Genomic DNA, 22,144 nt, shown 5'->3' on the forward strand with positions numbered 1-22,144 from the left:
GCCGCCGTCACGCCGGCGAGACGTGCGGCGCCAGGATGGCGCGCGCGGCGGCAAGATCGACGCTGTCGAAACCTTCCTCGAAGCGGCGATAGACCCCGTCCACCAGCGCCTTGCCTTCGCCGGCACGCCCGAGCTCGGCAAGCAGCCGGGCGAGATCGATCGCCGCGCGCAATTCCCACGACAGCGCTCCGTGATCGCGCGCCACCGCGATCGCCCGGCGCAGACATGCCTCGCCGTCGGCGATGCGGCGCTCCGGCAGCGCCAGCAGCAACATGCCTTCGACGCGATAGAGCTCGGGCTCGGCCCACCGCTCGTCGGTCGCCACGAGCAATTCCTTGGCCCGGGCCACGATCGCCAATCCCTCATCGAGCTGGCGGGCGTCGAGATAGGTTTCCGCGATCACCGTCAGCACATAGCCCTGATACTGGCGGGCGCCGGTGCCCCACCACAGTTTTGCGGCGTTCAGCATCTCCGGCAGCAATTCTTCTGGCGCAGCCTGGCCGCGCCGCGCCGCGGCGAGGAAGAAGCTTGCGCCATGCTCCATCAGGTCGAACGACAGACGCCGCGCCAGGTGCCGCCCCTGGGTGGCGGACTCGATCACGCCAGGATGGTCGCGCGACAGCACACGAAGCAGCGCGCTGTAGATCAGCGCCTGGCAGATGCTGGGCAGATGCTTGAGATCCTCGGCTTGCGATAGCGCCTCCTGCTGGGAGGCTTCGGCCTGCACCGGCCGTCCGAGCAGCCACAGCGTGGTCGAGCGGAACGAGGCCGCGACCTCCTTGTGGTCCAGCCCGAAGGATGGGGCGAGCGGACCGTGCGTGACCGGATCGTAGAGCGCCAGCGACTGTTCGAAATGATCCAGCGCGGCCAGCTGATGTCCGAGCTGAAACTGCACGCACCCGGTGCTGCGCAGGCCGATCATGATGTAGTTGGTGTCGCCCTGCTGGCGCGCGAAGGCGAGCAACTCCTCGGCGATCTCGCGGGCGCGGATCGTCTCGGAGCGGACGAGGTGATAGGCATAGAGGCCGGCGAGCGTCAGCAGCAATTGCGACGGTTCGCCGACGCCTTGGCTCAGCGCATGGGCGCGCCGGATGGCATCGCCGGTTTCCGGCGCCGAATAGCCCTTGGTGCTGCGCAGCGCTCCCGCACGCTGCAACTGCACCTGCAGTTCGAGACGGTCGCGCTCCGCGCCTGACGGCAAGGACTCGATCACGCGCAAGCCGTCGTTGAGATAGGCGAGGGCCTCGACGTTGGCGGACCGCGCCGCCGCGCGCCCGCCCGCCAGCCGGTAGTAGTCGGCGGCGCGCGCAGGGTTGCCGCCGTGCTCGTGGTGCATCGCCGCGATCTCGGGCTGCGCTTCCACGATTTGCGGAAAGCGTGCCTCGAGCACATCGACGATGCCGCGATGGACGTCCCGCCGCCGGCCGCGGATCATGAGTTGATAGGCGGCATCCCGCAGCAGCGCGTGCTTGAAGGTGTAGACGGCCTCCGGCGGATCGCCGCGGCGATGGATGATGTTGGCAGCGATCAGCTTGTCGAGCGCGTCCACCAGGGCGCGGTCAGGGATGGCCGCGACCTCCTCCAGCAGGGAATGCGAAAATTCGCGTCCGATCGCCGCGCCGATCTGGGCGATGTCCTTCACCGAATTCAGCCGGTCCAGCCGGGCCAGCAGCGAGTCCTGCAGCGTCGAGGGAATCGCGATCGGCGTGCGTGCCGAAACCAGCTGGTAGGAGTCGCCCTCTTCGCGAAGCAAGCCTGATTCCATCACGGTCTTGGTCAGCTCTTCGACGAACAGCGGCACCCCGTCGGTCTTGACGATGATCTCGTCCAGAATTGCCGCCGGCAGGGCCTTTCCGCCGGCGACGCCCCGAACCATGTCGGTGGCTTCTTCCCGTGGCAGCGGCGCGAGCTGCACGATCGAGAGATTTGGTCCGGCCTCCCACGGCGGATTGAATTCGGGGCGGGCCGTGATGACCATCAGCGCGCTCAGCGCGGGCATCTGCTCGAAAAAGCGCCCGAGCACGACGAGCGACGTCGGATCGATCCAATGGGCGTCTTCGAGCAGCGCGAGCGCCGGCGTCCGCCGCGCCCTGGCTGCGATGAGCAGGACCAGCGCGACGATCGTCCGCTCCTTCTGTTCCGCCGCCGTCAGGTCGAGCGCGGGATAGCGCCCGGCGGTCGGGATCGACAGCGCCCCGGCGAGCAGCGGCGCGAACTCGCCGGCGCTAAGGCCGAACCGGGTGATCATCGCCTCGAGCTTGTCGAGCTTTGTCGACGCAGCCTCGTCGCCGACCAGGCCCGCCGTGCGCCTGATTTCGCTCAGGATCGGATAGAGCGCTTCGTTCACGTGATGCGGCGAGCACTGGTAGCTGATCGCGACATGGGGCGACGCGGCGGCGTGTTCGGTCAGGGCGGCCACGATGCGCGATTTGCCGATGCCGGCCTCACCGAATACCAGCACCACCTGGCCTTCGCCGTTGCGCGCGCGTCGCCAGCGGTCCCGCAACAGCGCGGTTTCGCTCTCGCGGTTGACCATCGGCGAGAGGCCTTGCGACCTGAACGCTTCGAAGCGGGTGCTGGTCCGGGCATCGCGAAGCACCGACCAGATCGGGACCGGCGTTTCGAATCCCTTGAGCGTGTGCACGCCGAGAGGCTGCAGATCGAAGGTTCGGCCAACCAGCCGCATGGTGGATTCGGCGATCACGACAGTGCCGGGTGCCGCCAGGCCCTGCAGCCGCGCCGCCAGATTGGGCGTCTCGCCGACGACGTCGCGCTCCTGCGCAGGACCTTGGCCGATCAGATCGCCGACCACGACGATGCCGGTGGCGATGCCGACCCGGACCGCGAGCTTGCGCCGCGCCGCAGTCTCCAGCTTCGCGACCGCCTCGGCGATGTCGAGACCGGAGCGGATCGCGCGCTCGGCCTCGTCCTCGTGCGCGCGCGGGAAGCCGAAATAGGCGAGGATGCCGTCGCCCATGAACCGCGCGACGAAACCGTCGTAGCGGGCGATCACGCCCGAACAGGCATCCTGATAGGCGCGGATCACATCGCGCATGTCTTCCGGGTCGAGCCGCGCCGAAATCTCGGTCGATCCGACGAGATCGCAGAACATCACGGTCAATTGCCGGCGCTCGGCCTCGTCCGGCACTTGTGGTGCAGGTCCGCGAAGCGCCGCGACGGCCTTCAGCAGACGCTTGCGGTTGCCGAGCGATACGCCCAATTCGACGAGGTCGGCATCGGTGAGGTCAGGCAGAACGTCAGCCCCGACCTCCGCTTCGCGAAACGCGGTCTCGTACTGCTCAAGACCCAGGCCGCGCAGCCACTCTCCGACGTCCATGATGCTTCCCACCACCCCGGCTAGGGTCTTTCAACATCCTACAATAGTCCAGCAGATAGATGGGCGGTCAACTGCCCCGAAAGTTGCACGTAAAGGGCCGTGCAAATACGGGGCGCGGCCGTGAGCTTGCAACCGGACGTTATCGGTGCCGGAAAGCCACATCGCGTTGAGCCGAATTCGCTATTTTCCAGCCCGCCCGATCGATTTTGTTCCCGTTTGGTGCACCCGCTTGGGCGGCGAGCTTGCGGCGCCGGATCGCGTCATCGCCCGCCGCAGCGCGCGGGGAGATTGGCCGTAGATCCGCAGGAAGGCGCGCCGCATGCGGTCCTTGTCGCCAAAGCCGACCTTGCGCGCGATGATCTCGATCGGCTCCGTTCCATCCTGAATTCGCAGCAGCGCCGCCTCCGCGCGCAGCCGCTCGACGGCGCGGGCAGGCGTATCGCCGGTCTCTTTGAGAAACAGCCGGGCAAATTGCCGCGCGCTGATGCGGGCCGCCGCGGCCATCCGCTCGACGGGAAGCGGCTCGTGCAGGTGCTCGCGCGCGAAGTTCAATGCATCCCTGACGCGGTCGGACCACGGCTCCAGTTCAAGCAGCGTCGAGAACTGCGATTGTCCGCCCGATCTGCGGTGGTAGACCACCATGTCCTTGGCGACGGCCTTCGACATCTCGATCCCGAAATCGTCCTCGATCAACGCGAGTGCCAGGTCGATGCCGGAGGTGATCCCTGCCGACGTCCAGACGTTGCCGTCCCTGACGAAGATCTTGTCCGCGTCGATGCGCACGTTCGGAAAGCGCCGCTGCATCGCGGCGGCGTATCGCCAATGCGTCGTCGCCGATCGCTGGTCGAGCAGGCCGGCGGCGGCCAGCGAAAAGGCGCCGGTGCACACGCTCGCCACGCGCCTTGCGCGCGGCGCCAGTTTTCGGATCAGGGCGACGGTGACTGCATCGGGATCGATCGCGCCGCCGGCGGCGCCTCCGACGACGACGAGGGTATCAAAGGGCGTGAGCCGCGAGACCTTCGCCGTGTGGACGGGAACGCCCGAACCGCTCGCGACCGCGCCGCCGTGAGCGGAGATCGCCTCGACCAGATAGGCGGCCTGATAGAACTCCGACGCCAGATTGAAGGCGCAGAGCGGGCCGCTCAGGTCGAGCAACTCGAAGCCCGGGAATACGACCAGGCGAACACGCCGGCAAACGTCCGAAGCCATGGCCCTTCCTCCTGTTGCCGCCGCCGGAAAAAACGAACCGGAGCGGACCTCGTCACACGTGTCCGAATTTGTCGCTTATACGTCATTTCTGCCAACCGAATGTTCGGATAGGTTGCGGCGAATTTCAACGCCGGACCAACGAGGCAAACATGAAAGTCGTGGCAGTGGCTTTTCCTGGCTTCACCTTCAACGACCTAGCCGGGCCGATGCAGGCGTTCATGATGCTCCCTGGATTTTCCTCGCAGGTGGTGTGGCACAGCAGGGACGCCATCGATTCCGACGCCGGCGTCAGCGTGCAGGCGACGGAGGAATTCGGCAGCTGCTGGAAGGATCCCGACATCCTGTTCGTGCCCGGCAACACCGTGTCGCTGTTCAAGCAATTGCAGGACGACCGGACGCTCGACTGCATCGCCGAGCTCGGCAGCCGCGCCAAGTGGATCACCAGCGTCTGCAACGGCTCGCTGCTGCTCGGCGCGGCGGGACTTTTGCAGGGATACAAGGCGGCCTCCTACTGGTACACGTGCGAGCATCTCGGTTTGTTCGGCGCCATTCCGACCGACGCCAGATACGTAATCGACCGCAACCGCGCGACGGGCGGCGGCATGACGGCGGGGATCGATTTCGGTCTCGCCATGGTCGGGCAGATTGCCGGAGAAGCGGTCGGCCGCGTGGCCGAGTTGTCCTTTGAGTACGCGCCGGCGCCGCCGTTCGGGACCGGTCGGCCCGAACTGGCCGACCCTGCGACGCTGGCTCAAACGACAGAGATGTTGAAGCACCTGATGCCGGTCGAGCAACTGGAGGGGGTGAGAGCCCGCCGCCTCAAGATGGGAAAGCTCTAGGGACCGGAGCCAATCCGCGCCGGCGAATGCGGCGAACATTCCTTCAGCGTCTTGCGAGGTCGCGTCATGCAACAGATCTTCATCGAGCTCTATAACTACCGCCCCGCTTGGGCCGAACGTTCGGAAGGCGAGCGAACCGAATTTGCAAGAACCATCGCCGAAGCGGTCAAGGGTCTGAAGTCCGCTGGCGTCGACGTCATTGCCTACGGCATGAACTCGCCCGCGACCGATTGTCGTGCGCCGTACGATTTCTTTTGCGTCTATCGTGTGCCGAATGCGGAGTTTCAGCGCGAGTTCGAGCGGCAGGTCGCGGCATCAGGCTGGTACGATTACTTCGAGCAGGTCAATGTCAGCGGCGATGCGGAAGACTTTGAAGCGGTGCTGCTCGGCAATGCCAGGATGGTCCTGCCCGGTTCGTCCTGACGGCCGCTCTCCTGCCGATCATTCCAGGACGCTGGATTGCGGCGTGCGGTCACCATGTCGACTCCAGGATCCCTCGGGCTCCGCAGCCTGATTGACGGCTCGCCTGCTGTTGGCGAGCAGGCGGGACGCGCCCGTTGAACGCCGCGCCGTAGCGCCGATTGCGGTCGGGCAAAGACCCGCGCGATCCGACAATGTCATTGCGTTGCAGCTGCGCCGCCACGTTGGAGCGGGCAAACCGTCATGAAATCGAAAGCAGTGCGCTGGTTTGCCGGCCGTCGAGATCAAGCGAGCACGACGCTGAGGCATTTCTGGTGCGGTGATCGGACGCCGCGAGTCTCGCGCTCTCGACCGCTTCATTGAACGTTCAGTAAAGTAACTTTGCTAAACATGTTGTTTGCGACTAACCGTCTGAACCTTCTGCTATTCAGATGGACCGAATTGCTTGCGCCGGGCAGATCGGCGATCGTGCTTTCTAACGATCTTCGTGCATTTTGCTGCACTGCGAACCTCCCGGTCCTGTGTGCGCGCGTCGCAAGTATTTTCGCCACGGTCGCGAGAAACCGGCTTGACGGTTCGAAAAATTTAGTAATACGTTTAGTGCCACAAAAAACTAAACATCGCGCATCGGGCCGATGTGCGGGAGGAGCCCAAGCCATTCCGGAGCCCGTCTCCGGAAGCGGTCCGTCTCGTCCTTCACTCATCGCTCCTCAAACTCGGTTTCAGGGTCTTGGCGTCGCTCCAGCAGGAGCCGCCGAGCGGGTTAGATGCTTCAACGAGAGAGGAAACGGATATGCGGGCATTCAATTGGTTGAGAAGCTCAGCGGCCACCACGGTTCTCGGGGCGGCGATGCTGGGGGTATTTGGCGGCGGCGAAGCTGCGGCCCAGGGTAAGCAGCTCACGCTGTGCTGGGCGGCTTGGGATCCGGCCAACGCGCTGGTCGAGCTCGGCAAGGACTTCACCAAGCAATCCGGCATCGAGATGAAATACGAGTTCGTCCCTTGGACGAGCTATGCGGATCGCTTCCTCAACGAGCTTAATTCCCACGGCAAGCTTTGCGATCTCATCATCGGCGACAGCCAGTGGATTGGCGGCGCCGCCGAAAACAAATGGTACGTCAAGCTCAACGACTTCTTCGTCAAGGAGAAGATCTCGATGGACGACTTCGTCCCGGCGACGGTGGTCGGCTATTCGCAGTGGCCGAAGAACTCGACGAACTATTGGGCGCTGCCGGCGATGGCCGATGCGGTGGGCTGGACCTATCGCAAGGACTGGTTCTCGCGGCCCGAAATCCAGTCGGCGTTCAAGGCCAAGTACGGCCGCGACCTGGCGCCGCCGAAGACCTATGACGAGCTGAAACAGATCGCGGAATTCTTCCAGGGCCGCGAGATCGACGGCAAGAAGGTCTACGGCGCCTACATCTTCACCGAGCGCGGCTCCGAAGGCATCACCATGGGCGTGACCAACGTGCTCTACAATTACGGCTTCAGCTACGACAATCCGAAGAAGCCGTACCAGATGCAGGGCATCGTCAACTCTCCTGAGGCGGCCAAGGGGCTCGAGTTCTACAAGGAGCTCTACAAGTGCTGCACCGCGCCGGGCATGACCAACGCCTACATGCAGGAAGGACTGGATGCCTTCAAGTCCGGCCAGGTCGCGATGCAGATGAACTGGTTCGCCTTCTTCCCCGGCCTCTACAAGGATCCGAATGTCGGCGGCGACAAGATCGGCTTCTTCGTCAATCCGGCCGGTCCAGGCGGACACTTCACCCAGCTCGGCGGGCAGGGCATCTCGGTGGTCGCGACCTCCGAGCGCAAGGATGATGCACTCGCCTACATCAAATGGTTCGCGCAGCCGGCGGTGCAGCAGCGATGGTGGCAGCTCGGCGGCTACTCGGCGCTGAAGGCCGTGGTCGACGCACCCGACTTCCCGAAGAGCGCGGCATTCGCCCCGCAATTCCTGGAGTCGATGGGCATCGTCAAGGACTTCTGGGCCGAGCCGTCTTACGCGCAGCTGCTGCTCGACATGCAGAAGCGCGTGCATGATTACGTCGTCGCCGACAAGGGCACGGCGCAACAGGCGCTCGATCTCCTGGTCAAGGACTGGACCAAGGTCTTCAAGGAGCAGGGCAAGCAGGTTGCCTCGCAGTAGACGCGGGACGGCTTCTAACCGAACCGGTTTCCCCGGGGCGTGTCTCGGGGAAACCATTCCAGCCAGCCGATGGACAAGATGACCACGATCTCTCAACCTGATGATGCCACGGTCGCCGGCATGCGCGAGCCCGCGAGGTCTCGAACCACGCGACGCGTCTGGGCCCTGTCGGACCGGGCGATCGCCTGGCTGTTCGTGGCGCCGACGATCGCGCTATTGCTGGCGATCAACATCTTTCCGTTGGCGTGGATGATCCGGCTGTCCTTCACCAGCCTGAATCTGAGCATGTCCTATCTGCCGTTGCGGTTCGTCGGGCTCGACAATTTCGCCGATATTCTCGGCGACGAGGACGTCTGGCTCCGGCTGCAGACCACAGCACAATTCGTGATCTGGTCAGTCACGTTTCAGGTGATCATCGGGTTTGGCCTCGCGCTGCTGATCAATCGCCAGTTCCGCGGCCACAGCTTCTGGACCACGATCATCCTGCTGCCAATGATGCTGTCGCCGGCGGTGGTCGGCAACTTCTGGACCCTGCTGCTGCAGCCGCAGATCGGGCCGTTCAACTACCTGATCAGCCTGTTCACCGGCGTGCCACCGAGCGCGTTCAGCATGACCGGGCAGGTCTCACTCGCACCCTGGACCATCGTGCTCGTCGACACCTGGATGTGGGCGCCCTACGTGATGCTGATCTGCCTGGCCGGGCTTCGCTCCATTCCCGACTACATCTACGAGGCGGCCGAAGTCGATCGTGCCTCGGCATGGCGGCAGTTTTGGTCGATCACGCTGCCGATGACGGTCCCGTTCCTGATGCTGGCGGTGCTGTTCCGCGCGATCGAGAACTTCAAGATGTTCGATATGGTCAACCTCCTGACCTCGGGAGGTCCGGGATCGACCACCGAGCTGGTCTCGATCACGCTGAAGCGTGCGGCGTTCGAGAAGTGGCGCACCGGCTATTCCTCCGCGCTCGCGATCATCCTGTTCGTCACCGTGTTCGGTGCCGCGAATATCTATGTCAAAGCGCTCAACAAGGTGAAGCAACGATGACCGCCGTTCTCGCCAAGTCCACCGCGCACTCCATCGTCGAGGCGTCGCCCCGTTCGAAGGCCGTGGCCGGCGGTCTCGTCATCCTCTACGCCGTGATCACGATCCTGCCGCTGCTCTGGATCGTCGCTACCGCCTTCAAATCGCAGAGCGACGCCATCGCCTATCCGCCCAAGGTGATCTTCGAGCCGACGCTGGAAGGCTATGTCAACCTGTTTACCGTGCGCACCCGCCAGACCCCGGATTTCATCGCCAAGCTGCCGCCGCCCGAAACCTGGTATGACAAGCTGGTGCGTCAGCGCGACATGGTGATTGCCGGACCGTCCAAGGTCGTGCCGCGCTTCGTCAACTCGCTGATCATCGGGTTCGGCTCGACCTTCCTGGCCGTCTTTCTCGGCACACTTGCGGCCTATGCCTTCTCGCGCTTCCGCATTCCGCTGGCCGACGATCTCCTGTTCTTCATCCTCTCGACGCGCATGATGCCGCCGGTCGCGGTCGCGATCCCGATCTATCTGATGTACCGGCAGCTCAATCTGACCGACACCAGACTCGGCATGATCCTGCTCTACACCGCCGTCAACGTCTCGCTCGCGGTGTGGCTGCTCAAGGGGTTCATCGACGAGATTCCGCGCGAATACGAGGAGGCTGCGCTGGTCGACGGTTACACGCGGCTGCAGGCGTTGCGCAAGGTGGTGTTGCCGCAGGCGGTCACGGGAATTGCGGCCACCGCAATCTTCTGCCTGATTTTCTCGTGGAACGAATACGCCTTCGCGGTCCTCCTGACGAGCGGCGAGGCGCAGACCATGCCGCCCTTCATTCCCTTCATCATCGGCGAAGGCGGACAGGATTGGCCGGCCGTTGCTGCCGCGACCACGCTGTTCGTCGTCCCGATCGTCCTGTTCACCGTGCTGCTCCGCAAGCATCTGCTCCGCGGCATCACCTTCGGAGCTGTGCGCAAATGAGCGGTTCTGCGGTTAGCAAAGGTGCAGTGTCCCGCTGGTTCCGTCGCGGACCCTGGGAGGCGGTCACAATGACCCTGATCGGGGGCGGCATCATCATGCTGGTGCAGCCATTGTCCATGGATCTGTACAGCTACTCCTTCGTCACGATCCTCACCGGTACGGTCGGCTACGTCGTCGTCAGCCATTTTCCTGAATAGGGCGGTCAACATGGCACAGATCCGCGTCGAAAACCTGCGCAAGTCGTTCGATCAGTTCACTGCGGTGCACGGCTCGACCTTCACGATCGACGACGGTGCCTTCTTTGCAATGCTCGGCCCCTCCGGCTGCGGCAAGACCACCACGTTGCGCATGATCGCCGGCCTCGAGCTGCCGACTGAGGGCAAGATCCTGCTCGATGGCGAGGACGTGACGTTCCGCCGTGCCGCTGCCCGCGATATCGCCTTCGTGTTCCAGCTGTTCGCGCTCTATCCGCATATGAATGTCGCGGAGAACATCGCGTTTCCCCTGAAGTGCCAGGGCATGGCGAAGCGCGAGATTTCCGGACGGGTGCAGGAGACCGCGCGGCTGCTGCGGATCGAGCACCTGCTGTCGAGCAAGACGTCGAAGCTTTCAGGCGGCGACCGGCAGCGCGTCGCGCTTGGGCGTGCCATGGTGAGGCGGCCGAAGGCCTTTCTGATGGACGAGCCGCTCGGCGCGCTCGATGCGGAGTTTCGCCACCTGATGTGCAGCGAACTCCGCGAACTTCATGACCGCATCGGCGCCACCACGGTCTACGTGACGCATGACCAGCTCGAGGCGATGTCGATGGCCGATCAGATTGCCGTCATGAACAAGGGATGCGTCGAGCAGACCGGCTCGCCGCAGGAGATCTATGACCGGCCGGCGAGCATGTTTGTCGCCGACTTCATCGGCTCGCCGCCCATGAACTTCCTGCGCTTCGAGGGCGGCCTGAGAACCGGCGATCGGGCCATTGTCTTCCATGACACGAGCTTCGCGGTGCCGGAGATTGGCCAGGACTGCGCGCCCGCGCCGCTGGCGCTCGGGGTTCGTCCTGAGCATATCCGCTTCAGCGATGCGGCCCCCGTCCGCGGCGAGGTGTTCGGCGCGGAATATCTCGGTACCACGCAGATCGTCACCGTCGATACGGCGCACGGCCGCGTCGCGGCGCGGCTGCCGTCCAGCGCCATGGTGCGGATCGGCGAGACAGTGGGGCTCGAATTCCGCTCGGAGAGGCTTGTGTTGTTCGACGTGAGCTCGGGCCTTGCCATACCGACCGCCAATGAGGGGAGCGCCCAACATGGCTGACGTCGCCCTACGCAACATCACCAAGCGCTTCGGCGCGGTGGCGGCGGTGCGCGAGCTCTCGCTGACGGTGAATGACGGCGAGTTCCTGGTGCTGCTCGGGCCGAGCGGCGCCGGCAAGACCACGACATTGCGGCTGATCACCGGACTCGAGACGCCGGACACAGGCTCGGTCATGATCGACGGGCGCGATGTCACCCGCGACCCGCCCGGATCGCGCGATATTGCGTTCGTCTTCCAGCAATATTCGCTCTACCCGCATTTGACGGTCTACGACAATCTGGCCTTCCCGCTGCGTTCGCCCGCGCGGCGCGTGCCAGAGCCCGTCATCCGCAAGCGCGTCGAGCAGACGGCGGAACTGCTGCATATCGCAAGCAAGCTGAACAACCGTGCGACGCGCCTGTCCGGCGGCGAGATGCAGCGGGTCGCGATCGGTCGCGCACTGGTGCGCGATCCCTCGATCTATCTGATGGACGAGCCGCTGTCGTCGCTGGACGCCAAACTCCGTTCCGAACTCCGCCTCGAGCTCAAGCGGATCCAGCTCGAGCTCGGGGCCACCATTCTCTACGTGACTCACGACCAGGTCGAGGCCATGACCATGGCCTCCCGGATCGGCGTGATCAAGGACGGCGAACTGCTTCAGTGCGGCACGCCGCGCGAGATTTACGAAAGCCCGTCCTCGCGCTATGTCGCCTCGCGTCTCGGCACGCCCCAGATCAATTTCCTGCCGGCCCGACTGCTGTCCGAGGTCGCGGTACCGCCTGGAACGGAGACGGTCGGAATCCGCACCGAGCATCTGCGGATCGGCGCGCGCAACGGCGGGGCGATGGTCGGCCGCGTGCACCGCGTCGAGCACCTCGGCGAGCAGAATCACGTTCATCTGGACTATAAGGGTGAGACACTGGTGACGCTTGCGGATCCGCATCAGCCGCTGCAGGCCGGTCAGGAGGTCGAATTGCATCTGATGCATCCGCTCTGCTTCGATTCCGCGGGGCAACGCGTTGCTGCGGCGGCCCATTGAGAGGATTGTTTGCGATGTCGATGCAAGCCGAGACATTCAAGTCGCTGGTCAGGGGGGCCGCCGAGCAGGTCATCGCCAGCGCCCCCGAGCTGACCAGCCTGGATCAGGCGATCGGCGACGGCGACCACGGAACCAACATGAAGCGCGGCTGTGAGGCTGTGCTCGGCAAGCTCGATGCGATCTCGGCACAGCCGCTCGACGAGGCGCTGAAGATGATCGGCAAGACGCTGGTGATGACGGTCGGCGGCGCCTCCGGGCCGCTTTATGGCAGCTTCTTTCTGGCGGCCGGGGAAGCGCTTTCCCACGACAAGCATCTGCCCGAGGATCTTGCCGACGTCTTCGGCAGCGGCGTGAGCGCGGTGAGTGCGCGAGGCCGCTCGCAGGCCGGCGAGAAGACGATGCTCGACGTGCTTGTTCCTGTCCTAGAGACGCTGAAGACAGCGGCCGGCCAGCCGGACCTGATCGCGCGGGTGCGAAGCACGGCGGCCGAAGCGGTCGAGCGGACCGCGCCGATGCAGGCCACCAAGGGGCGTGCGTCGTTCCTCGGAGCGCGCAGCGTCGGGCACGTCGATCCCGGCGCCCGTTCGAGCTGCGTTCTCGTGCAGGCGGTCTGCGCGAGCCTGGAGGGAAAGCAATGAACGATACCGTGGGAATCGTGATCGTCTCGCATTCGAGGGACATCGCCAAGGGCACCGCCGACATGGTGCGGCAGATGGTCGGCAGCGAGGTCAAGGTCGCCTTCTGCGGCGGCAATCCCGACGGCGGGCTCGGCACCAGCGTTCCCTCGATCATCGATGCCATCAATGATGCGTGGTCCGCCAAGGGCGTCGCGATCCTGGTCGACCTCGGCGGCGCTGAAACCAACAGCGAGATGGCGGTGGAAATGCTGGAGCCCGCGCGGCGCGATCACGTTGTCGTATGCAACGCGCCGATCGTCGAGGGCGCCGTGATGGCGGCGACCGAGGCGGCGGGTGGCAGCACATTGGCCCAGGTGAAGGCCGTGGCCGAGGAACTCTCTGCCGACTGAACTGTCGGCGAAGCGATGGAATATGACGATGCTGGACAAAGCGGACGGACAAATCTTCACGGGCAATGTGCGGCTGGTGCACGCGGTGGGCATGCATGCGCGTCCCGCGGTCAAGCTGACCAAGCTTGCCAAGAAGTTCCAGGCCCAGATTTCCGTCCGGGTCGAAGGCGCCGCCGAGTGGATCAATGCCAAGAGCGTCGCCAAGATCATGGCGATGCGCGCGGCGCACGGCAGCAACATCGAGATCAAGGCCTCCGGCAGCGACGCCGAAGCTGCGGTTGCCGCGCTGGTCAAGCTGGTCGAAACCGATTTTCCTGACGAGGTGTCGTAAGATGCAGGGCGGCGCTGCAGCACTGGCCTACCGCGGCAGGACCGCCTCGATCGGCTTCGCCCATGGTCCATTCGTTCGTGTCAATGCTGGCACCAGCGGCGAGCGGGTCGCCGGCTCACTGGTCGAGGAAGCGCTCGCGCTTCGCAAGGCGATCGACGCGGCCAGCGGCCAGATCGCGGAGCTCGCCGCGATCGCCGGCGGCGAAGCCGCGCAGATCCTCGAATTCCAGGTCGCGCTGCTGGAGGATGAGGATTTCATCGAAGCGATCTTCGCCGCGATCGGCGAGGGGGATGCTGCTGACGTGGCATGGTGTTCGGCGCTCGAAGCGCAGATCGCGGATTACAATGCGGCGGAAGACGAATATCTGAAGGCGCGCTCCTCCGATCTCGCTGATCTGCGCGATCGCGTGATGGCGATCCTGCGGGGCGGGGTCGGCCAGGCCCTGACGGTTCCGAGCGGCGCCGTGGTCTGCGCCGACGACCTGCCGCCGTCGCGGTTCCTTGAGATCGACTGGTCCGGCGGCGGCGGCCTGGCGCTGCTGCGCGGCAGCCCGACCAGCCACGTCGCGATGCTGGCGCGCGCGCGCGGCATTCCCATGGTGGTGCAACTCGGCGCCGTCCCTGAGCTCGGCGCCACCGCGCTGCTCGACGGTGAAGGCGCCACGCTCGAGCTCGATCCCAGCGCGGAGCAACTCCGCCTGTTCGAGAAGCGGCGCGATATCCATCGCAAGAGCAGGGCCTCTGCCCGCGCGATCCTCAGGCGCCCGACGGCGTTGTGGCGCGGCGAGCGGATCAAGCTGTTCATCAATATCCAGCATGTCGATGATCTCGCCCATGCCGATGCGCAATATGCCGACGGCATCGGGTTGATGCGCACCGAGTTTCTGCTCACCGGGCGGGGCGGCCTGCCCGACGAGGAGGCCCAGTTCGAAGCCTACGACGCGGTCTTGCGCTGGGCCGGGCAGCGGCCGGTCACGATTCGCACCTTCGATGCGGGCGGCGACAAGCCGGTGCCGGGATTTACGCTGGATAGCGAAGCCAATCCCTTCCTCGGCGTTCGCGGCTTGCGGCTCTGCCTGGCGCGGCCCGAGATCTTTGCCGTCCAGCTCCGCGCGCTGGCGCGTGCGGCCGTGCGGGGCAACCTCAAGGTCATGTTCCCGATGGTTACCTCGGCCGACGAGCTCGAGGCGGGGCGGAAACTGTTTGCTGAAGTCGTGCGGCGCTTGCAGGCCGACGGCATTGCCGCGACGCTTCCTGAGCTGGGAATCATGGTTGAGGTTCCGGCGGCGGCCCTGGCGATCAACAGCTTCAAGGCCGCCTTCTTCTCAATCGGCTCGAACGATCTTGCGCAATATGTTCTTGCCTGCGATCGTTCCAACGGAGCTCTTACCCCCTTGATGGATCCCCTGCATCCGGCTGTGTTCGAACTGATCGCGCGGACCGCGGAACACGGGCGGCGCGCCGGCGTCAGCGTCAGCCTGTGCGGCGACATCGCGAGCGACCCGCGCTGCCTGCCCGCGCTGTTGAACTGCGGCCTGCGCGAGCTGTCCGTGACCACGTCGGCACTGGCCCAGATCAAGCAGACCATCGACCGCTTGAGCAGCGGAGGCAGCCTTGGCTGATACGGCGACCGATGAACCGGCCGAAGCCGGCGCAGTTGCGGTCTACAAGCGCGTTTTCAAGGAGGTGCTGGAGAGCCGTCCGTCGGGTATGCGGCTTCGCCTTGCGCATGCCATGGGCAAGAACCGCAGCTTCGTCAGCCAGATCAGCAATCCGGCCTACCCGGTGCCGATCCCCGTGCAGCATCTCAACACGATCTTCGACGTCTGCCACTTTCCGCCGCAGGCCAAGGCTGCGTTTCTGCGCGCCTATGCGCGTGCGCATCCGCGCCGGATCGGGCGGCTGACCGAAGGCACGCATGAGCGGACCCTGACGCTGCATTTGCCGGACCTCGGCAGCGCGAAGCGGAATGCCGAGCTGGACGCGCTGCTCCAGGAATTCGCGCGGCGCCTCGTTGCCATCATGCGGGAAAAATAGCCGCGAGGTTCAAAAGGACGAAGCGGGGAGGAGACAATGAAAAAATTCATCAATTCGGTCGATAGCGTGCTGGCGGAAAGCCTCGATGGGTTCGCGGCCGCGCATGCCGATCTCGTCGCGCTCGGCGCGGAGCGCAAATTCGTGCGGCGCTGCGAACTCAATCCGCGGAAGGTCGCGCTGGTGTCGGGCGGCGGCAGCGGGCACGAGCCGCTGCATGCGGGCTTCGTCGGCTACGGCATGCTGGATGCGGCCTGTCCGGGCCAGGTGTTCACGTCGCCGACGCCGGACCAGATCGTCGAGGCCGCGCAGGCTGTCGCCGGCGATGCCGGCGTGCTGTTCATCGTGAAGAACTATGCGGGCGACCGCATGAATTTCGAGATGGCTGCCGAGATCGCCGAGGGCCGCATCGCCACCGTCGTGACGGATGACGACGTCGCGGTCGAGAACTCGACCCACAGCAGCGGGCGGCGCGGCGTTGCGGGCACGCTGATCGTCGAGAAGATCGTCGGCGCCGCTGCCGAGAAGGGCCTCAACCTCGAGGGCTGCGTTGCGCTCGGCGAGCGCGTCAACACGCGAACCCGCTCGATGGGCGTGGCGCTGACGAGCTGCACGGTCCCGGCCGCGGGCACGCCGACCTTTTCGCTTGGCGAGGACGAGATGGAGATGGGGGTCGGTATTCACGGCGAACCGGGACGTCGGCGCGTCAAGCTGGAGCGTGCCGACGCGATCGCGGATGAAATTGCCGCAGCCATCGTGCAGGATCTCGACGCGCGCGCCGGGGCCGAGGCCCTCCTGTTCGTTAACGGATTTGGCGGGACGCCGACAATCGAGCTCTACCTGATGTACAATGCGGCGCGCCGGATGCTGGAAAAGCGCGGCTTGCGCATCGCCCGCTCGCTGGTCGGCAGCTTCGTCACCTCGCTGGACATGGCCGGGTGCTCGCTCACCGTGAGCCTGCTCGATAGCGAGGCCACGGCGCTCTGGGATCATCCCGTGCGCACGGCCGCATTGAAATGGTGACCGCTGCGACGGGCGGCCGCTGATTGTCAGATCGCGCCCCGGCCGACGATCGGCCGGGGTCTCACGCATGCACCGGAAGTCTGCCGGTTCACCCTCCCTGAAACTTGCCGTGTCCTTCGGGCACGGCATCTTTTTGGGTGGTGCAGACAGCATCTCCAGCGATCGATGATCGCGAGTGCCAAGTGGTTGCTCTCATTGGTGGGCCCGGAGGACTCGAACCTGCAACCAGACCGTTATGAAATGGCTCATCCGTTAGCCGACGCGTTTCGTTCAGGACGCGGAGCGCAGCTTAAGCAATCGATGAATGAGCCGTGTTCCCCCCGAGGAATTGGATATGCGTCACGGCGCCAGCAAATGCCGCAGCGTTCGACGTGCCATGTTGAGTGGCTTGGGGCTGCGCTCGACCTTCGCTGAGAGCACCGCGCCTTCCCAAAGCGCCAGAACCGTGCGTGCAAGCTCGGTCGCGGGCACGTCGGCCCGCACGCTGCCGTCGCGCTGCCCGTCCGCCAGGCAGTGGGAAAGTGCATCCGTCCACTGGCGCCACAGGCGCGACAACTCCGGGCGGAAGGCGTCGAGTTGCGCGAGTTCGGCCGTGAAATTGCCGATCAGGCAGCCATCCTCGCTATAGCCGAGCGACGCGAGGTAGCGGTCAAGCCGCTCGATCCCGGGAAGGCTGGCGTCCCGCAGCAGTGCACGCGCCTTGGCGCGATCCTCCCAGTAACGCGCCAGCGCCGCCTGGCCGAGGGCGTCCTTGCTTGCGAAATGGCTGTAGAAAGAGCCCTTCGGCACACCGGCCGACGAGACGATCTCCTGAACACCGGTCGCATGGTAGCCGCGGTGATGAAACGCCGCGAGACCCGCATCGAGAAGTGCTTCCTTATGACTAGGTTTCGGCATGGTCAGTTCAGCGTCCAGTTCTCGGCGAAAGGCCGGATGACGTGATCGAACGACCAGGTGGAGGGATGTTGATGCGCGATGTGATAAACCTCGTCGGCAATCGCGTCGGGATGCGCGAAATGGTCAGCCGGCTTGTCTTGCCAATTGGGCAGCGGAAAGGTGTCCCTCCTCCACGGGGCGTCGATCGCGGCATCGATGGTGATATATCCAACATGCACGCGCTTCGGACCCAAATCCTTCGCGAGCGACTGCGCGAGGATGCGCTGGGCGGCCTTGGTCGGCGCGAAGGCCGGACGCAGCGGAATGCCGCGGAACGACGACGTGTTTCCGGTGACCATGATGGCTCCCTCGCCGCGGTCGATCATCGCCGGCGCGAGCTTCTGCGCCAGATAGAACAGGGAGGTGGTGTTCACCTGAAAATTTCGTTCCAGATCCTCGACCGACGCATCCAGGATCTTGGCGAATGTTGCCGCGACGGCGTTATGGACGAGGACATGGGGTGCCCCTAGCTCGGTCTGCACGCGCTCGACGATTTCACCGAGCCGGTCAAGGTTGGCTACGTCGCAAGGGTAGCCGCGCGTCCGGGGTATCTGCCTCTCGAGCTCCGCGAGCCGCTCGGCGTTGCGGGCGATCATCGCCACGCGATATCCGCCTTGTGCGAAGCGCCGAGAAAGCGCCGCGCCGGTCGCGCCGCCGACGCCGGCGATGAGAGCGATCCGATCAGTCATGCTTTCCTCCATGCGCCTCAAGCCGCTGCCCTGGTCAGCGCGAAGGGCGGTGCATCTCGATATTCGGCCACAAGCTCGGCCAAGGCGGGGATTGCCGGAAGGGTCTCCAAATCCGGATTCGTCCGCGCGAGGTATTCCACCGCCACGATAGCGGTGATCGCTGCCGCGTCCAGCGGCGTTGCCCTGAGCGGTCCGCCATCGCGCGCGGCCTCGTCGAGCGCGCGCAAGCCTCCAAGGATCTGCGCCTTCCAGCGCCCGGCCTCGGTGGCAGCGACCTCGCGTCCGCGGAACGAGAGGCTGGCGGCCTGTTCATAGACGCCGTAACCAATCGCCGCGAGTTTGAGAGTGGTGCGGCGGGCTCTCGATCCGGCGGGGATCAGCGGCGCCGAAGGCGTCAGTTCATTGAGGTAGTCGAGGATGGCCGTACTGTCGATCAGGATCTCGCCATCATCGAGCACGAGCGAAGGTACCTTCGCCACGGGATTATAGCGGCTCGCGATCTCGAATTCCCGGTAGCCGTTCACGGCCTCATGCTCGAACGGCAGACCCCGAGAGATCAGGGCCGCTGCGACCCGCCTCGCATAGGGCGACAGATAGGTGCCGATCAGCTTCATAGGAACTCTCCTCGCAACTGCGTTTCTGAACTCAAGACGACCGGTCGGATTGATAAATACGACCGGTCGTCTATAAAGTCAATCATGAAGAAATCCGACATGGAAAACTGATTTGGACCTTGCCCCGAATATTCGCGGAAGCCTGCTGATGACTTCTGCCATGGCGACGTTCAACATCAACGATGCGATCACCAAGGCGGTGTCGGCCGAGATGAATTTCGGCCAGGTCATGATGGTGCGCGGCTGGCTCGCGATTGTGCTGATCGCAGCGCTTGCTTTGCATTAGGGGGCGCTGCGGCCGCTAGGCGCACTGATGATAATACCGGTCGTGCTCCGGGTAGCTGGCGAAGTCGGCGGAACGATATTGTTGCTGGCGGCCATCGTGAACCTGCCTCTGGCCAATGCGACGGCAATCATTCAGGTGCTGCCACTCGCCATTACACTTGGCGCAGCCCTGACGTTCGGCGAATCCGTTGGCTGGCGGCGTTGGCTCGCGATCGCGGCCGGCTTTATCGGCGTTCTCATCGTCGTTCGGCCGGGGGTCGAGGGATTCGACCAGTTCTCGCTATCCCCGACAATGTCCCGGGTCTTTGATCCGATCAGTCATTGCGATGTTCGAGCTTCGACCGGACACCCGGCGAACATAGCCACTCCGCCAGATAAGCCGTGTTTTCATCGTTGCGCGCCTTGCGAAGAAGAACCTCTCGTTTGGCGCCCGGTGGAAGACATCTCGCCTGCTCGCGCAATTCCTTGGCTTCGTTGGCAAGGCGCGTTTCAAGCGAATGAATTTGCTTCACTCGCCGTCGTCGTCGCATCTGTAGTCCCTCGTTGTCATCTCTGCCCACGAAATTGAGACGTTAACACCGGCGCCGGCGCGGCAGTTCCTTCCGAAAATCAGTAGATATCCGACCTCGGCCGAGCCGGTAGGTGAACTGACGCCCGTTATTGTCGATCTGTTCCCGCCTCCTTTGTATTCTCGGAAGTGGCGTTCGGGCATGCGCGGGCCTATCGGATTCTCAGTTCTCTGATCGCCTGGGCAGAAATCTCCGCAGGGTCGGCGATGTCGGTTTTGGCGATCTTGATGACTGACTTGGCGATTGTTTCCGTGAGCGGGTCGTCGCCGTCCCTGACGCAGAGCGCGTGAAGGGTTCGTTCGTAGGCCGTTACTATGCGGTCGATCTCCGCCGGCCTCATGTTGCGCACTTGCATACGCAGGTAGTTGCACATTTCTCCATCTCCGAACTCAAAGACGCCGTGCCGGAACGGTGAATGCTCCGGCCGCTGCTAACTTGCGATCGCCGGCACATCCTTCGATCCGTATTGCCGACCTCGGCAATCCATCATCGTGGAGGCCGACATTGCTTCAAATTTCGTCCATGCCCGCGGCCGTCAGAACGGGAAGCGAGTTATGGATCTCGATGCAGCCCATCTGGCTGAGCTTTTGAACATCGGCCGGATCAAGCGGGCTGATGATGAAGCGTCTGGCTCGGATATCCCGCAAGACCCACCGAAGTCTGATGGCCTCATCCAGGGGCAAGCTCTTCAACCGACTCATGCAGCCCAACTGCGCTCCCTTCATGCCGCGCGCGAGCGCGCGTCAGTCTGCCGCAACCTGTCCAACAGCAACTGCTCTTCGTCGATGCGTTGGCGAAAGCGCTCGCGCTCTCGTTCCGAGGTTGCGGTCGCAAGAAGATATCGGTAGTGGCCGATGATCTTCTCGCTGCCGCGAATGAGTGTTCTTTGAAGCTCGATCATAGGCTTTCTCCCGAGCTGTCATGTGCCGACACCGGTGTCGGGAGCACGCCGAGGGGCGGGATGTCGGACGCCGTACGTTGGGCGGCGGCATGCTCCTTGGCGAGGCGCCTTTCGATGAATTGGCGCTCCAGGTCGGTAAGCTTGGTCTTCAGCAGTCGTCGATAGCGCTGGATGTTGTTGCGGTGTGCCCGCAGCTGCTCGAGCCGCTGGTCGATCATTCTGGAGCGTCGCTGGTCGGTCCGGCGCTGCCGCGAAATCCAGCGGGCGTCAATCCTGTCCATCACCTGCTTGGGAAGCTTGACGTCGTCGATCATGCGATCCTCCTACGCGGCAAGAGCGTGCGAAGCGGGGTGGATCGAATGGCGGCGGTGTCGTCGGAAGCCCGGGATGCCAGGATGGCGCGCTTCTTGGCCAGAGACGGCTCCAACAGTACATCCCGCGGGTGCTCGAACCGGCGTTCGTATTGGGACGATGATTGCAGGGCATGCAGGTTTGCGTACGCGGTCGTCGGCCGCATGGTTGCCTCCGTTCTGTAGACGAATATCGATGTGAGAGCCGCGTTCCCGGTTTTCGGAACGCGGCTGGCGCCGGATCAGGCCGCAGCAGACTCGATCTGCCGGAGTGTCTTCGGTTGCGCTGCGTTGATCGCGATCCGCCGTGGCTTCATGGCCTCGGGAATCTCCCGCGCAAGCTCGACCTTGAGCAGCCCATTGTCGAACGCCGCACCCTTGACCTGGACGTAATCGGCCAAGCTGAACTGCCGCTTGAACCTCCGGGTCGAAATGCCCTGATAGAGGTAGTCGCGTTCGGCTTTTTCGAGCTTGTTGCCTTCGATCGTCAGAACATTCTGCTCGGCCGTCACCGAAATCTCGTCCGGCGAGAAGCCAGCGACCGCAAGGGCGATTTGATAGCGGTCATCGGCCAGCCGTTCGATATTGTAAGGGGGGTAATTGTCCTCAGCGCCCCGCTGGGCCATCTCGGCGAGGTTGAAAAGATAGTCGAACCCAATGCTCGACCGGAAGAGGGGAGAGAAGTCGTAAGTGCGCATAACCAAATCCTCCACAGAGCAAGATGGATATGAACGGCACCGGACACGACCGGTGCCCGTCTGGTCTGGACCCGATGGCGCCCAGACGCTTCCCCGCCAAGCGGGGATAGCGTCGAAAAAATTAGGGAACGGATTTGCGGCGTCAAGAGCCGCCTGGCAAAAAAGTTTGCGGCGGCAACTCGGATAGTTCGGAGCTGCGACAGCATGTGGCACCGCAGCGAAGCGATGGGCCGATCAGGGCATCCTTCGTTCCCGACCCTTCGTCGCGCGGTGCGCGGCGAAGTGAGCCGCGCCAGCTTCGGTGATCGCGACGTCGCAACGGATTTTGCGCCGGCGCATGATCCTCCGGGATACGATCCGCAGTGCAGCGGTTACGTACGAGCTACTCAGGACCTCATAAGGATC

26 protein-coding genes are annotated in these 22,144 nt (G+C 64.2%); 16 read left to right on the plus strand and 10 right to left on the minus strand.

Translation table 11 applies throughout. The features are described 5' to 3' along the window. Positions 1-7 precede the first annotated feature (7 nt). Both CI41S_RS36320 and CI41S_RS36325 read right to left on the minus strand, forming a co-directional pair. Complete coding sequence (locus tag CI41S_RS36320; RefSeq protein WP_139863836.1) at positions 8-3,337, minus strand: adenylate/guanylate cyclase domain-containing protein; 3,330 nt, start codon at positions 3,335-3,337, stop codon at positions 8-10. A gap of 180 nt (positions 3,338-3,517) precedes the next feature. Then, positions 3,518-4,546: a GlxA family transcriptional regulator gene (locus CI41S_RS36325; protein ID WP_139863838.1), complete on the minus strand. Its 1,029-nt coding sequence runs from the start codon at positions 4,544-4,546 to the stop codon at positions 3,518-3,520. Positions 4,547-4,695: 149 nt separating this feature from the next. On the opposite strand from CI41S_RS36325, the gene CI41S_RS36330 reads away from it, so the two are divergent. The 14 genes from CI41S_RS36330 (at position 4,696) to dhaK (ending at position 16,697) form a co-directional block, all read left to right on the plus strand. Continuing rightward, positions 4,696-5,385: a DJ-1/PfpI family protein gene (locus CI41S_RS36330; RefSeq protein ID WP_139863840.1), complete on the plus strand. Its 690-nt coding sequence runs from the start codon at positions 4,696-4,698 to the stop codon at positions 5,383-5,385. Between the two features lie 66 nt (positions 5,386-5,451). Next, positions 5,452-5,808 carry a DUF6616 family protein gene (locus CI41S_RS36335; RefSeq protein ID WP_139863842.1) on the plus strand — a complete coding sequence of 119 codons (357 nt, stop codon included), beginning with the start codon at positions 5,452-5,454 and terminating at the stop codon, positions 5,806-5,808. An 847-nt stretch (positions 5,809-6,655) separates the two neighbouring features. Beyond that, positions 6,656-7,957 (plus strand): ABC transporter substrate-binding protein, encoded by a 1,302-nt coding sequence (locus CI41S_RS36340; RefSeq protein ID WP_244626802.1) that lies wholly within the window; start codon positions 6,656-6,658, stop codon positions 7,955-7,957. A gap of 120 nt (positions 7,958-8,077) precedes the next feature. Beyond that, positions 8,078-9,001 carry a carbohydrate ABC transporter permease gene (locus CI41S_RS36345; protein WP_244626803.1) on the plus strand — a complete coding sequence of 308 codons (924 nt, stop codon included), beginning with the start codon at positions 8,078-8,080 and terminating at the stop codon, positions 8,999-9,001. Next, entirely contained in the window at positions 8,998-9,960 is a 963-nt protein-coding gene (locus tag CI41S_RS36350) for a carbohydrate ABC transporter permease (RefSeq protein ID WP_139485879.1), read from the plus strand. Before CI41S_RS36345 ends, CI41S_RS36350 begins: the two co-directional genes overlap by 4 nt. Before the next feature lie 68 nt (positions 9,961-10,028). Next, entirely contained in the window at positions 10,029-10,157 is a 129-nt protein-coding gene (locus CI41S_RS45425; RefSeq protein ID WP_308284908.1) for a hypothetical protein, read from the plus strand. 10 nt (positions 10,158-10,167) lie between these two features. After that, positions 10,168-11,265, plus strand: a complete 1,098-nt coding sequence (locus CI41S_RS36360) for an ABC transporter ATP-binding protein (RefSeq protein ID WP_139863851.1) — start codon at positions 10,168-10,170, stop codon at positions 11,263-11,265. Beyond that, the gene (locus tag CI41S_RS36365) at positions 11,258-12,283 is read left to right on the plus strand and encodes an ABC transporter ATP-binding protein (protein ID WP_139863853.1); all 1,026 of its coding nucleotides are present in this window, start codon (positions 11,258-11,260) and stop codon (positions 12,281-12,283) included. Before CI41S_RS36360 ends, CI41S_RS36365 begins: the two co-directional genes overlap by 8 nt. Before the next feature lie 14 nt (positions 12,284-12,297). Beyond that, complete coding sequence (gene dhaL / locus CI41S_RS36370; RefSeq protein ID WP_139863856.1) at positions 12,298-12,921, plus strand: dihydroxyacetone kinase subunit DhaL; 624 nt, start codon at positions 12,298-12,300, stop codon at positions 12,919-12,921. Beyond that, entirely contained in the window at positions 12,918-13,310 is a 393-nt protein-coding gene (gene dhaM / locus CI41S_RS36375) for a dihydroxyacetone kinase phosphoryl donor subunit DhaM (protein ID WP_139863858.1), read from the plus strand. Before dhaL ends, dhaM begins: the two co-directional genes overlap by 4 nt. 28 nt (positions 13,311-13,338) lie before the next feature. Beyond that, positions 13,339-13,641 carry an HPr family phosphocarrier protein gene (locus CI41S_RS36380; RefSeq protein WP_244626797.1) on the plus strand — a complete coding sequence of 101 codons (303 nt, stop codon included), beginning with the start codon at positions 13,339-13,341 and terminating at the stop codon, positions 13,639-13,641. A 1-nt stretch (position 13,642) separates the two neighbouring features. Then, on the plus strand, positions 13,643-15,262 hold the full coding sequence (gene ptsP, locus CI41S_RS36385; RefSeq protein ID WP_139863863.1) for a phosphoenolpyruvate--protein phosphotransferase: 1,620 nt from the start codon (positions 13,643-13,645) through the stop codon (positions 15,260-15,262). Next, entirely contained in the window at positions 15,255-15,677 is a 423-nt protein-coding gene (locus CI41S_RS36390; protein ID WP_139863865.1) for a hypothetical protein, read from the plus strand. The genes ptsP and CI41S_RS36390 overlap by 8 nt, the downstream gene beginning before the upstream one ends. 36 nt (positions 15,678-15,713) lie before the next feature. Further along, positions 15,714-16,697, plus strand: a complete 984-nt coding sequence (gene dhaK, locus CI41S_RS36395) for a dihydroxyacetone kinase subunit DhaK (RefSeq protein WP_139863867.1) — start codon at positions 15,714-15,716, stop codon at positions 16,695-16,697. A gap of 339 nt (positions 16,698-17,036) precedes the next feature. Here dhaK and CI41S_RS36400 read toward each other — a convergent pair whose 3' ends face one another. From CI41S_RS36400 to CI41S_RS36410, 3 genes are read right to left on the minus strand one after another with little or no spacing between them, the layout of a single operon-like run. After that, positions 17,037-17,594, minus strand: a complete 558-nt coding sequence (locus CI41S_RS36400) for a TetR/AcrR family transcriptional regulator (RefSeq protein WP_139863869.1) — start codon at positions 17,592-17,594, stop codon at positions 17,037-17,039. Positions 17,595-17,596: 2 nt separating this feature from the next. Then, on the minus strand, positions 17,597-18,322 hold the full coding sequence (locus CI41S_RS36405; RefSeq protein ID WP_139863871.1) for an SDR family NAD(P)-dependent oxidoreductase: 726 nt from the start codon (positions 18,320-18,322) through the stop codon (positions 17,597-17,599). A gap of 17 nt (positions 18,323-18,339) precedes the next feature. Continuing rightward, a complete protein-coding gene (locus tag CI41S_RS36410) occupies positions 18,340-18,936 on the minus strand; it encodes a glutathione S-transferase N-terminal domain-containing protein (RefSeq protein WP_139863873.1) in 597 nt (198 codons plus the stop codon). A gap of 112 nt (positions 18,937-19,048) precedes the next feature. On the opposite strand from CI41S_RS36410, the gene CI41S_RS43885 reads away from it, so the two are divergent. Together CI41S_RS43885 and CI41S_RS45225 are read left to right on the plus strand one after the other, a co-directional pair. Then, positions 19,049-19,222: a hypothetical protein gene (locus tag CI41S_RS43885; RefSeq protein ID WP_172628337.1), complete on the plus strand. Its 174-nt coding sequence runs from the start codon at positions 19,049-19,051 to the stop codon at positions 19,220-19,222. A gap of 81 nt (positions 19,223-19,303) precedes the next feature. Then, complete coding sequence (locus CI41S_RS45225; RefSeq protein WP_488230470.1) at positions 19,304-19,789, plus strand: DMT family transporter; 486 nt, start codon at positions 19,304-19,306, stop codon at positions 19,787-19,789. A gap of 152 nt (positions 19,790-19,941) precedes the next feature. On the opposite strand, the gene CI41S_RS36420 is transcribed toward CI41S_RS45225, so the two are convergent. The 5 genes from CI41S_RS36420 to CI41S_RS36440 all read right to left on the minus strand — a co-directional run bounded on the left by CI41S_RS36420 (position 19,942) and on the right by CI41S_RS36440 (position 21,739). After that, positions 19,942-20,163 carry a hypothetical protein gene (locus tag CI41S_RS36420; RefSeq protein ID WP_139485894.1) on the minus strand — a complete coding sequence of 74 codons (222 nt, stop codon included), beginning with the start codon at positions 20,161-20,163 and terminating at the stop codon, positions 19,942-19,944. A gap of 136 nt (positions 20,164-20,299) precedes the next feature. After that, positions 20,300-20,515, minus strand: coding sequence for a hypothetical protein (locus CI41S_RS36425; protein WP_244626798.1), 216 nt, complete (start codon positions 20,513-20,515; stop codon positions 20,300-20,302). Then, entirely contained in the window at positions 20,512-20,691 is a 180-nt protein-coding gene (locus CI41S_RS36430; protein WP_139863877.1) for a hypothetical protein, read from the minus strand. The genes CI41S_RS36425 and CI41S_RS36430 overlap by 4 nt, the downstream gene beginning before the upstream one ends. Beyond that, complete coding sequence (locus CI41S_RS36435; protein ID WP_244626799.1) at positions 20,688-21,005, minus strand: hypothetical protein; 318 nt, start codon at positions 21,003-21,005, stop codon at positions 20,688-20,690. Before CI41S_RS36435 ends, CI41S_RS36430 begins: the two co-directional genes overlap by 4 nt. 278 nt (positions 21,006-21,283) lie before the next feature. Continuing rightward, complete coding sequence (locus CI41S_RS36440; RefSeq protein ID WP_172628338.1) at positions 21,284-21,739, minus strand: Hsp20 family protein; 456 nt, start codon at positions 21,737-21,739, stop codon at positions 21,284-21,286. Positions 21,740-22,144: the final 405 nt, after the last annotated feature.

This window comes from Bradyrhizobium ivorense (assembly GCF_900696085.1).
Taxonomy (GTDB): domain Bacteria; phylum Pseudomonadota; class Alphaproteobacteria; order Rhizobiales; family Xanthobacteraceae; genus Bradyrhizobium; species Bradyrhizobium ivorense.

What these genes read in the sequence shown, in the direction of transcription:
- CI41S_RS36320 (WP_139863836.1), bottom strand. Translation starts at nt 3,337, where the DNA reads ATGGACGTCGGAGAGTGGCTGCGCGGCCTGGGTCTTGAGCAGTACGAG.
- CI41S_RS36325 (WP_139863838.1), bottom strand. Translation starts at nt 4,546, where the DNA reads ATGGCTTCGGACGTTTGCCGGCGTGTTCGCCTGGTCGTATTCCCGGGC.
- CI41S_RS36330 (WP_139863840.1), top strand. Translation starts at nt 4,696, where the DNA reads ATGAAAGTCGTGGCAGTGGCTTTTCCTGGCTTCACCTTCAACGACCTA.
- CI41S_RS36335 (WP_139863842.1), top strand. Translation starts at nt 5,452, where the DNA reads ATGCAACAGATCTTCATCGAGCTCTATAACTACCGCCCCGCTTGGGCC.
- CI41S_RS36340 (WP_244626802.1), top strand. Translation starts at nt 6,656, where the DNA reads ATGCTGGGGGTATTTGGCGGCGGCGAAGCTGCGGCCCAGGGTAAGCAG.
- CI41S_RS36345 (WP_244626803.1), top strand. Translation starts at nt 8,078, where the DNA reads ATGCGCGAGCCCGCGAGGTCTCGAACCACGCGACGCGTCTGGGCCCTG.
- CI41S_RS36350 (WP_139485879.1), top strand. Translation starts at nt 8,998, where the DNA reads ATGACCGCCGTTCTCGCCAAGTCCACCGCGCACTCCATCGTCGAGGCG.
- CI41S_RS45425 (WP_308284908.1), top strand. Translation starts at nt 10,029, where the DNA reads ATGACCCTGATCGGGGGCGGCATCATCATGCTGGTGCAGCCATTGTCC.
- CI41S_RS36360 (WP_139863851.1), top strand. Translation starts at nt 10,168, where the DNA reads ATGGCACAGATCCGCGTCGAAAACCTGCGCAAGTCGTTCGATCAGTTC.
- CI41S_RS36365 (WP_139863853.1), top strand. Translation starts at nt 11,258, where the DNA reads ATGGCTGACGTCGCCCTACGCAACATCACCAAGCGCTTCGGCGCGGTG.
- dhaL (WP_139863856.1), top strand. Translation starts at nt 12,298, where the DNA reads ATGTCGATGCAAGCCGAGACATTCAAGTCGCTGGTCAGGGGGGCCGCC.
- dhaM (WP_139863858.1), top strand. Translation starts at nt 12,918, where the DNA reads ATGAACGATACCGTGGGAATCGTGATCGTCTCGCATTCGAGGGACATC.
- CI41S_RS36380 (WP_244626797.1), top strand. Translation starts at nt 13,339, where the DNA reads ATGCTGGACAAAGCGGACGGACAAATCTTCACGGGCAATGTGCGGCTG.
- ptsP (WP_139863863.1), top strand. Translation starts at nt 13,643, where the DNA reads ATGCAGGGCGGCGCTGCAGCACTGGCCTACCGCGGCAGGACCGCCTCG.
- dhaK (WP_139863867.1), top strand. Translation starts at nt 15,714, where the DNA reads ATGAAAAAATTCATCAATTCGGTCGATAGCGTGCTGGCGGAAAGCCTC.
- CI41S_RS36400 (WP_139863869.1), bottom strand. Translation starts at nt 17,594, where the DNA reads ATGCCGAAACCTAGTCATAAGGAAGCACTTCTCGATGCGGGTCTCGCG.
- CI41S_RS36405 (WP_139863871.1), bottom strand. Translation starts at nt 18,322, where the DNA reads ATGACTGATCGGATCGCTCTCATCGCCGGCGTCGGCGGCGCGACCGGC.
- CI41S_RS36410 (WP_139863873.1), bottom strand. Translation starts at nt 18,936, where the DNA reads ATGAAGCTGATCGGCACCTATCTGTCGCCCTATGCGAGGCGGGTCGCA.
- CI41S_RS36420 (WP_139485894.1), bottom strand. Translation starts at nt 20,163, where the DNA reads ATGTGCAACTACCTGCGTATGCAAGTGCGCAACATGAGGCCGGCGGAG.
- CI41S_RS36425 (WP_244626798.1), bottom strand. Translation starts at nt 20,515, where the DNA reads ATGAAGGGAGCGCAGTTGGGCTGCATGAGTCGGTTGAAGAGCTTGCCC.
- CI41S_RS36430 (WP_139863877.1), bottom strand. Translation starts at nt 20,691, where the DNA reads ATGATCGAGCTTCAAAGAACACTCATTCGCGGCAGCGAGAAGATCATC.
- CI41S_RS36435 (WP_244626799.1), bottom strand. Translation starts at nt 21,005, where the DNA reads ATGATCGACGACGTCAAGCTTCCCAAGCAGGTGATGGACAGGATTGAC.
- CI41S_RS36440 (WP_172628338.1), bottom strand. Translation starts at nt 21,739, where the DNA reads ATGCGCACTTACGACTTCTCTCCCCTCTTCCGGTCGAGCATTGGGTTC.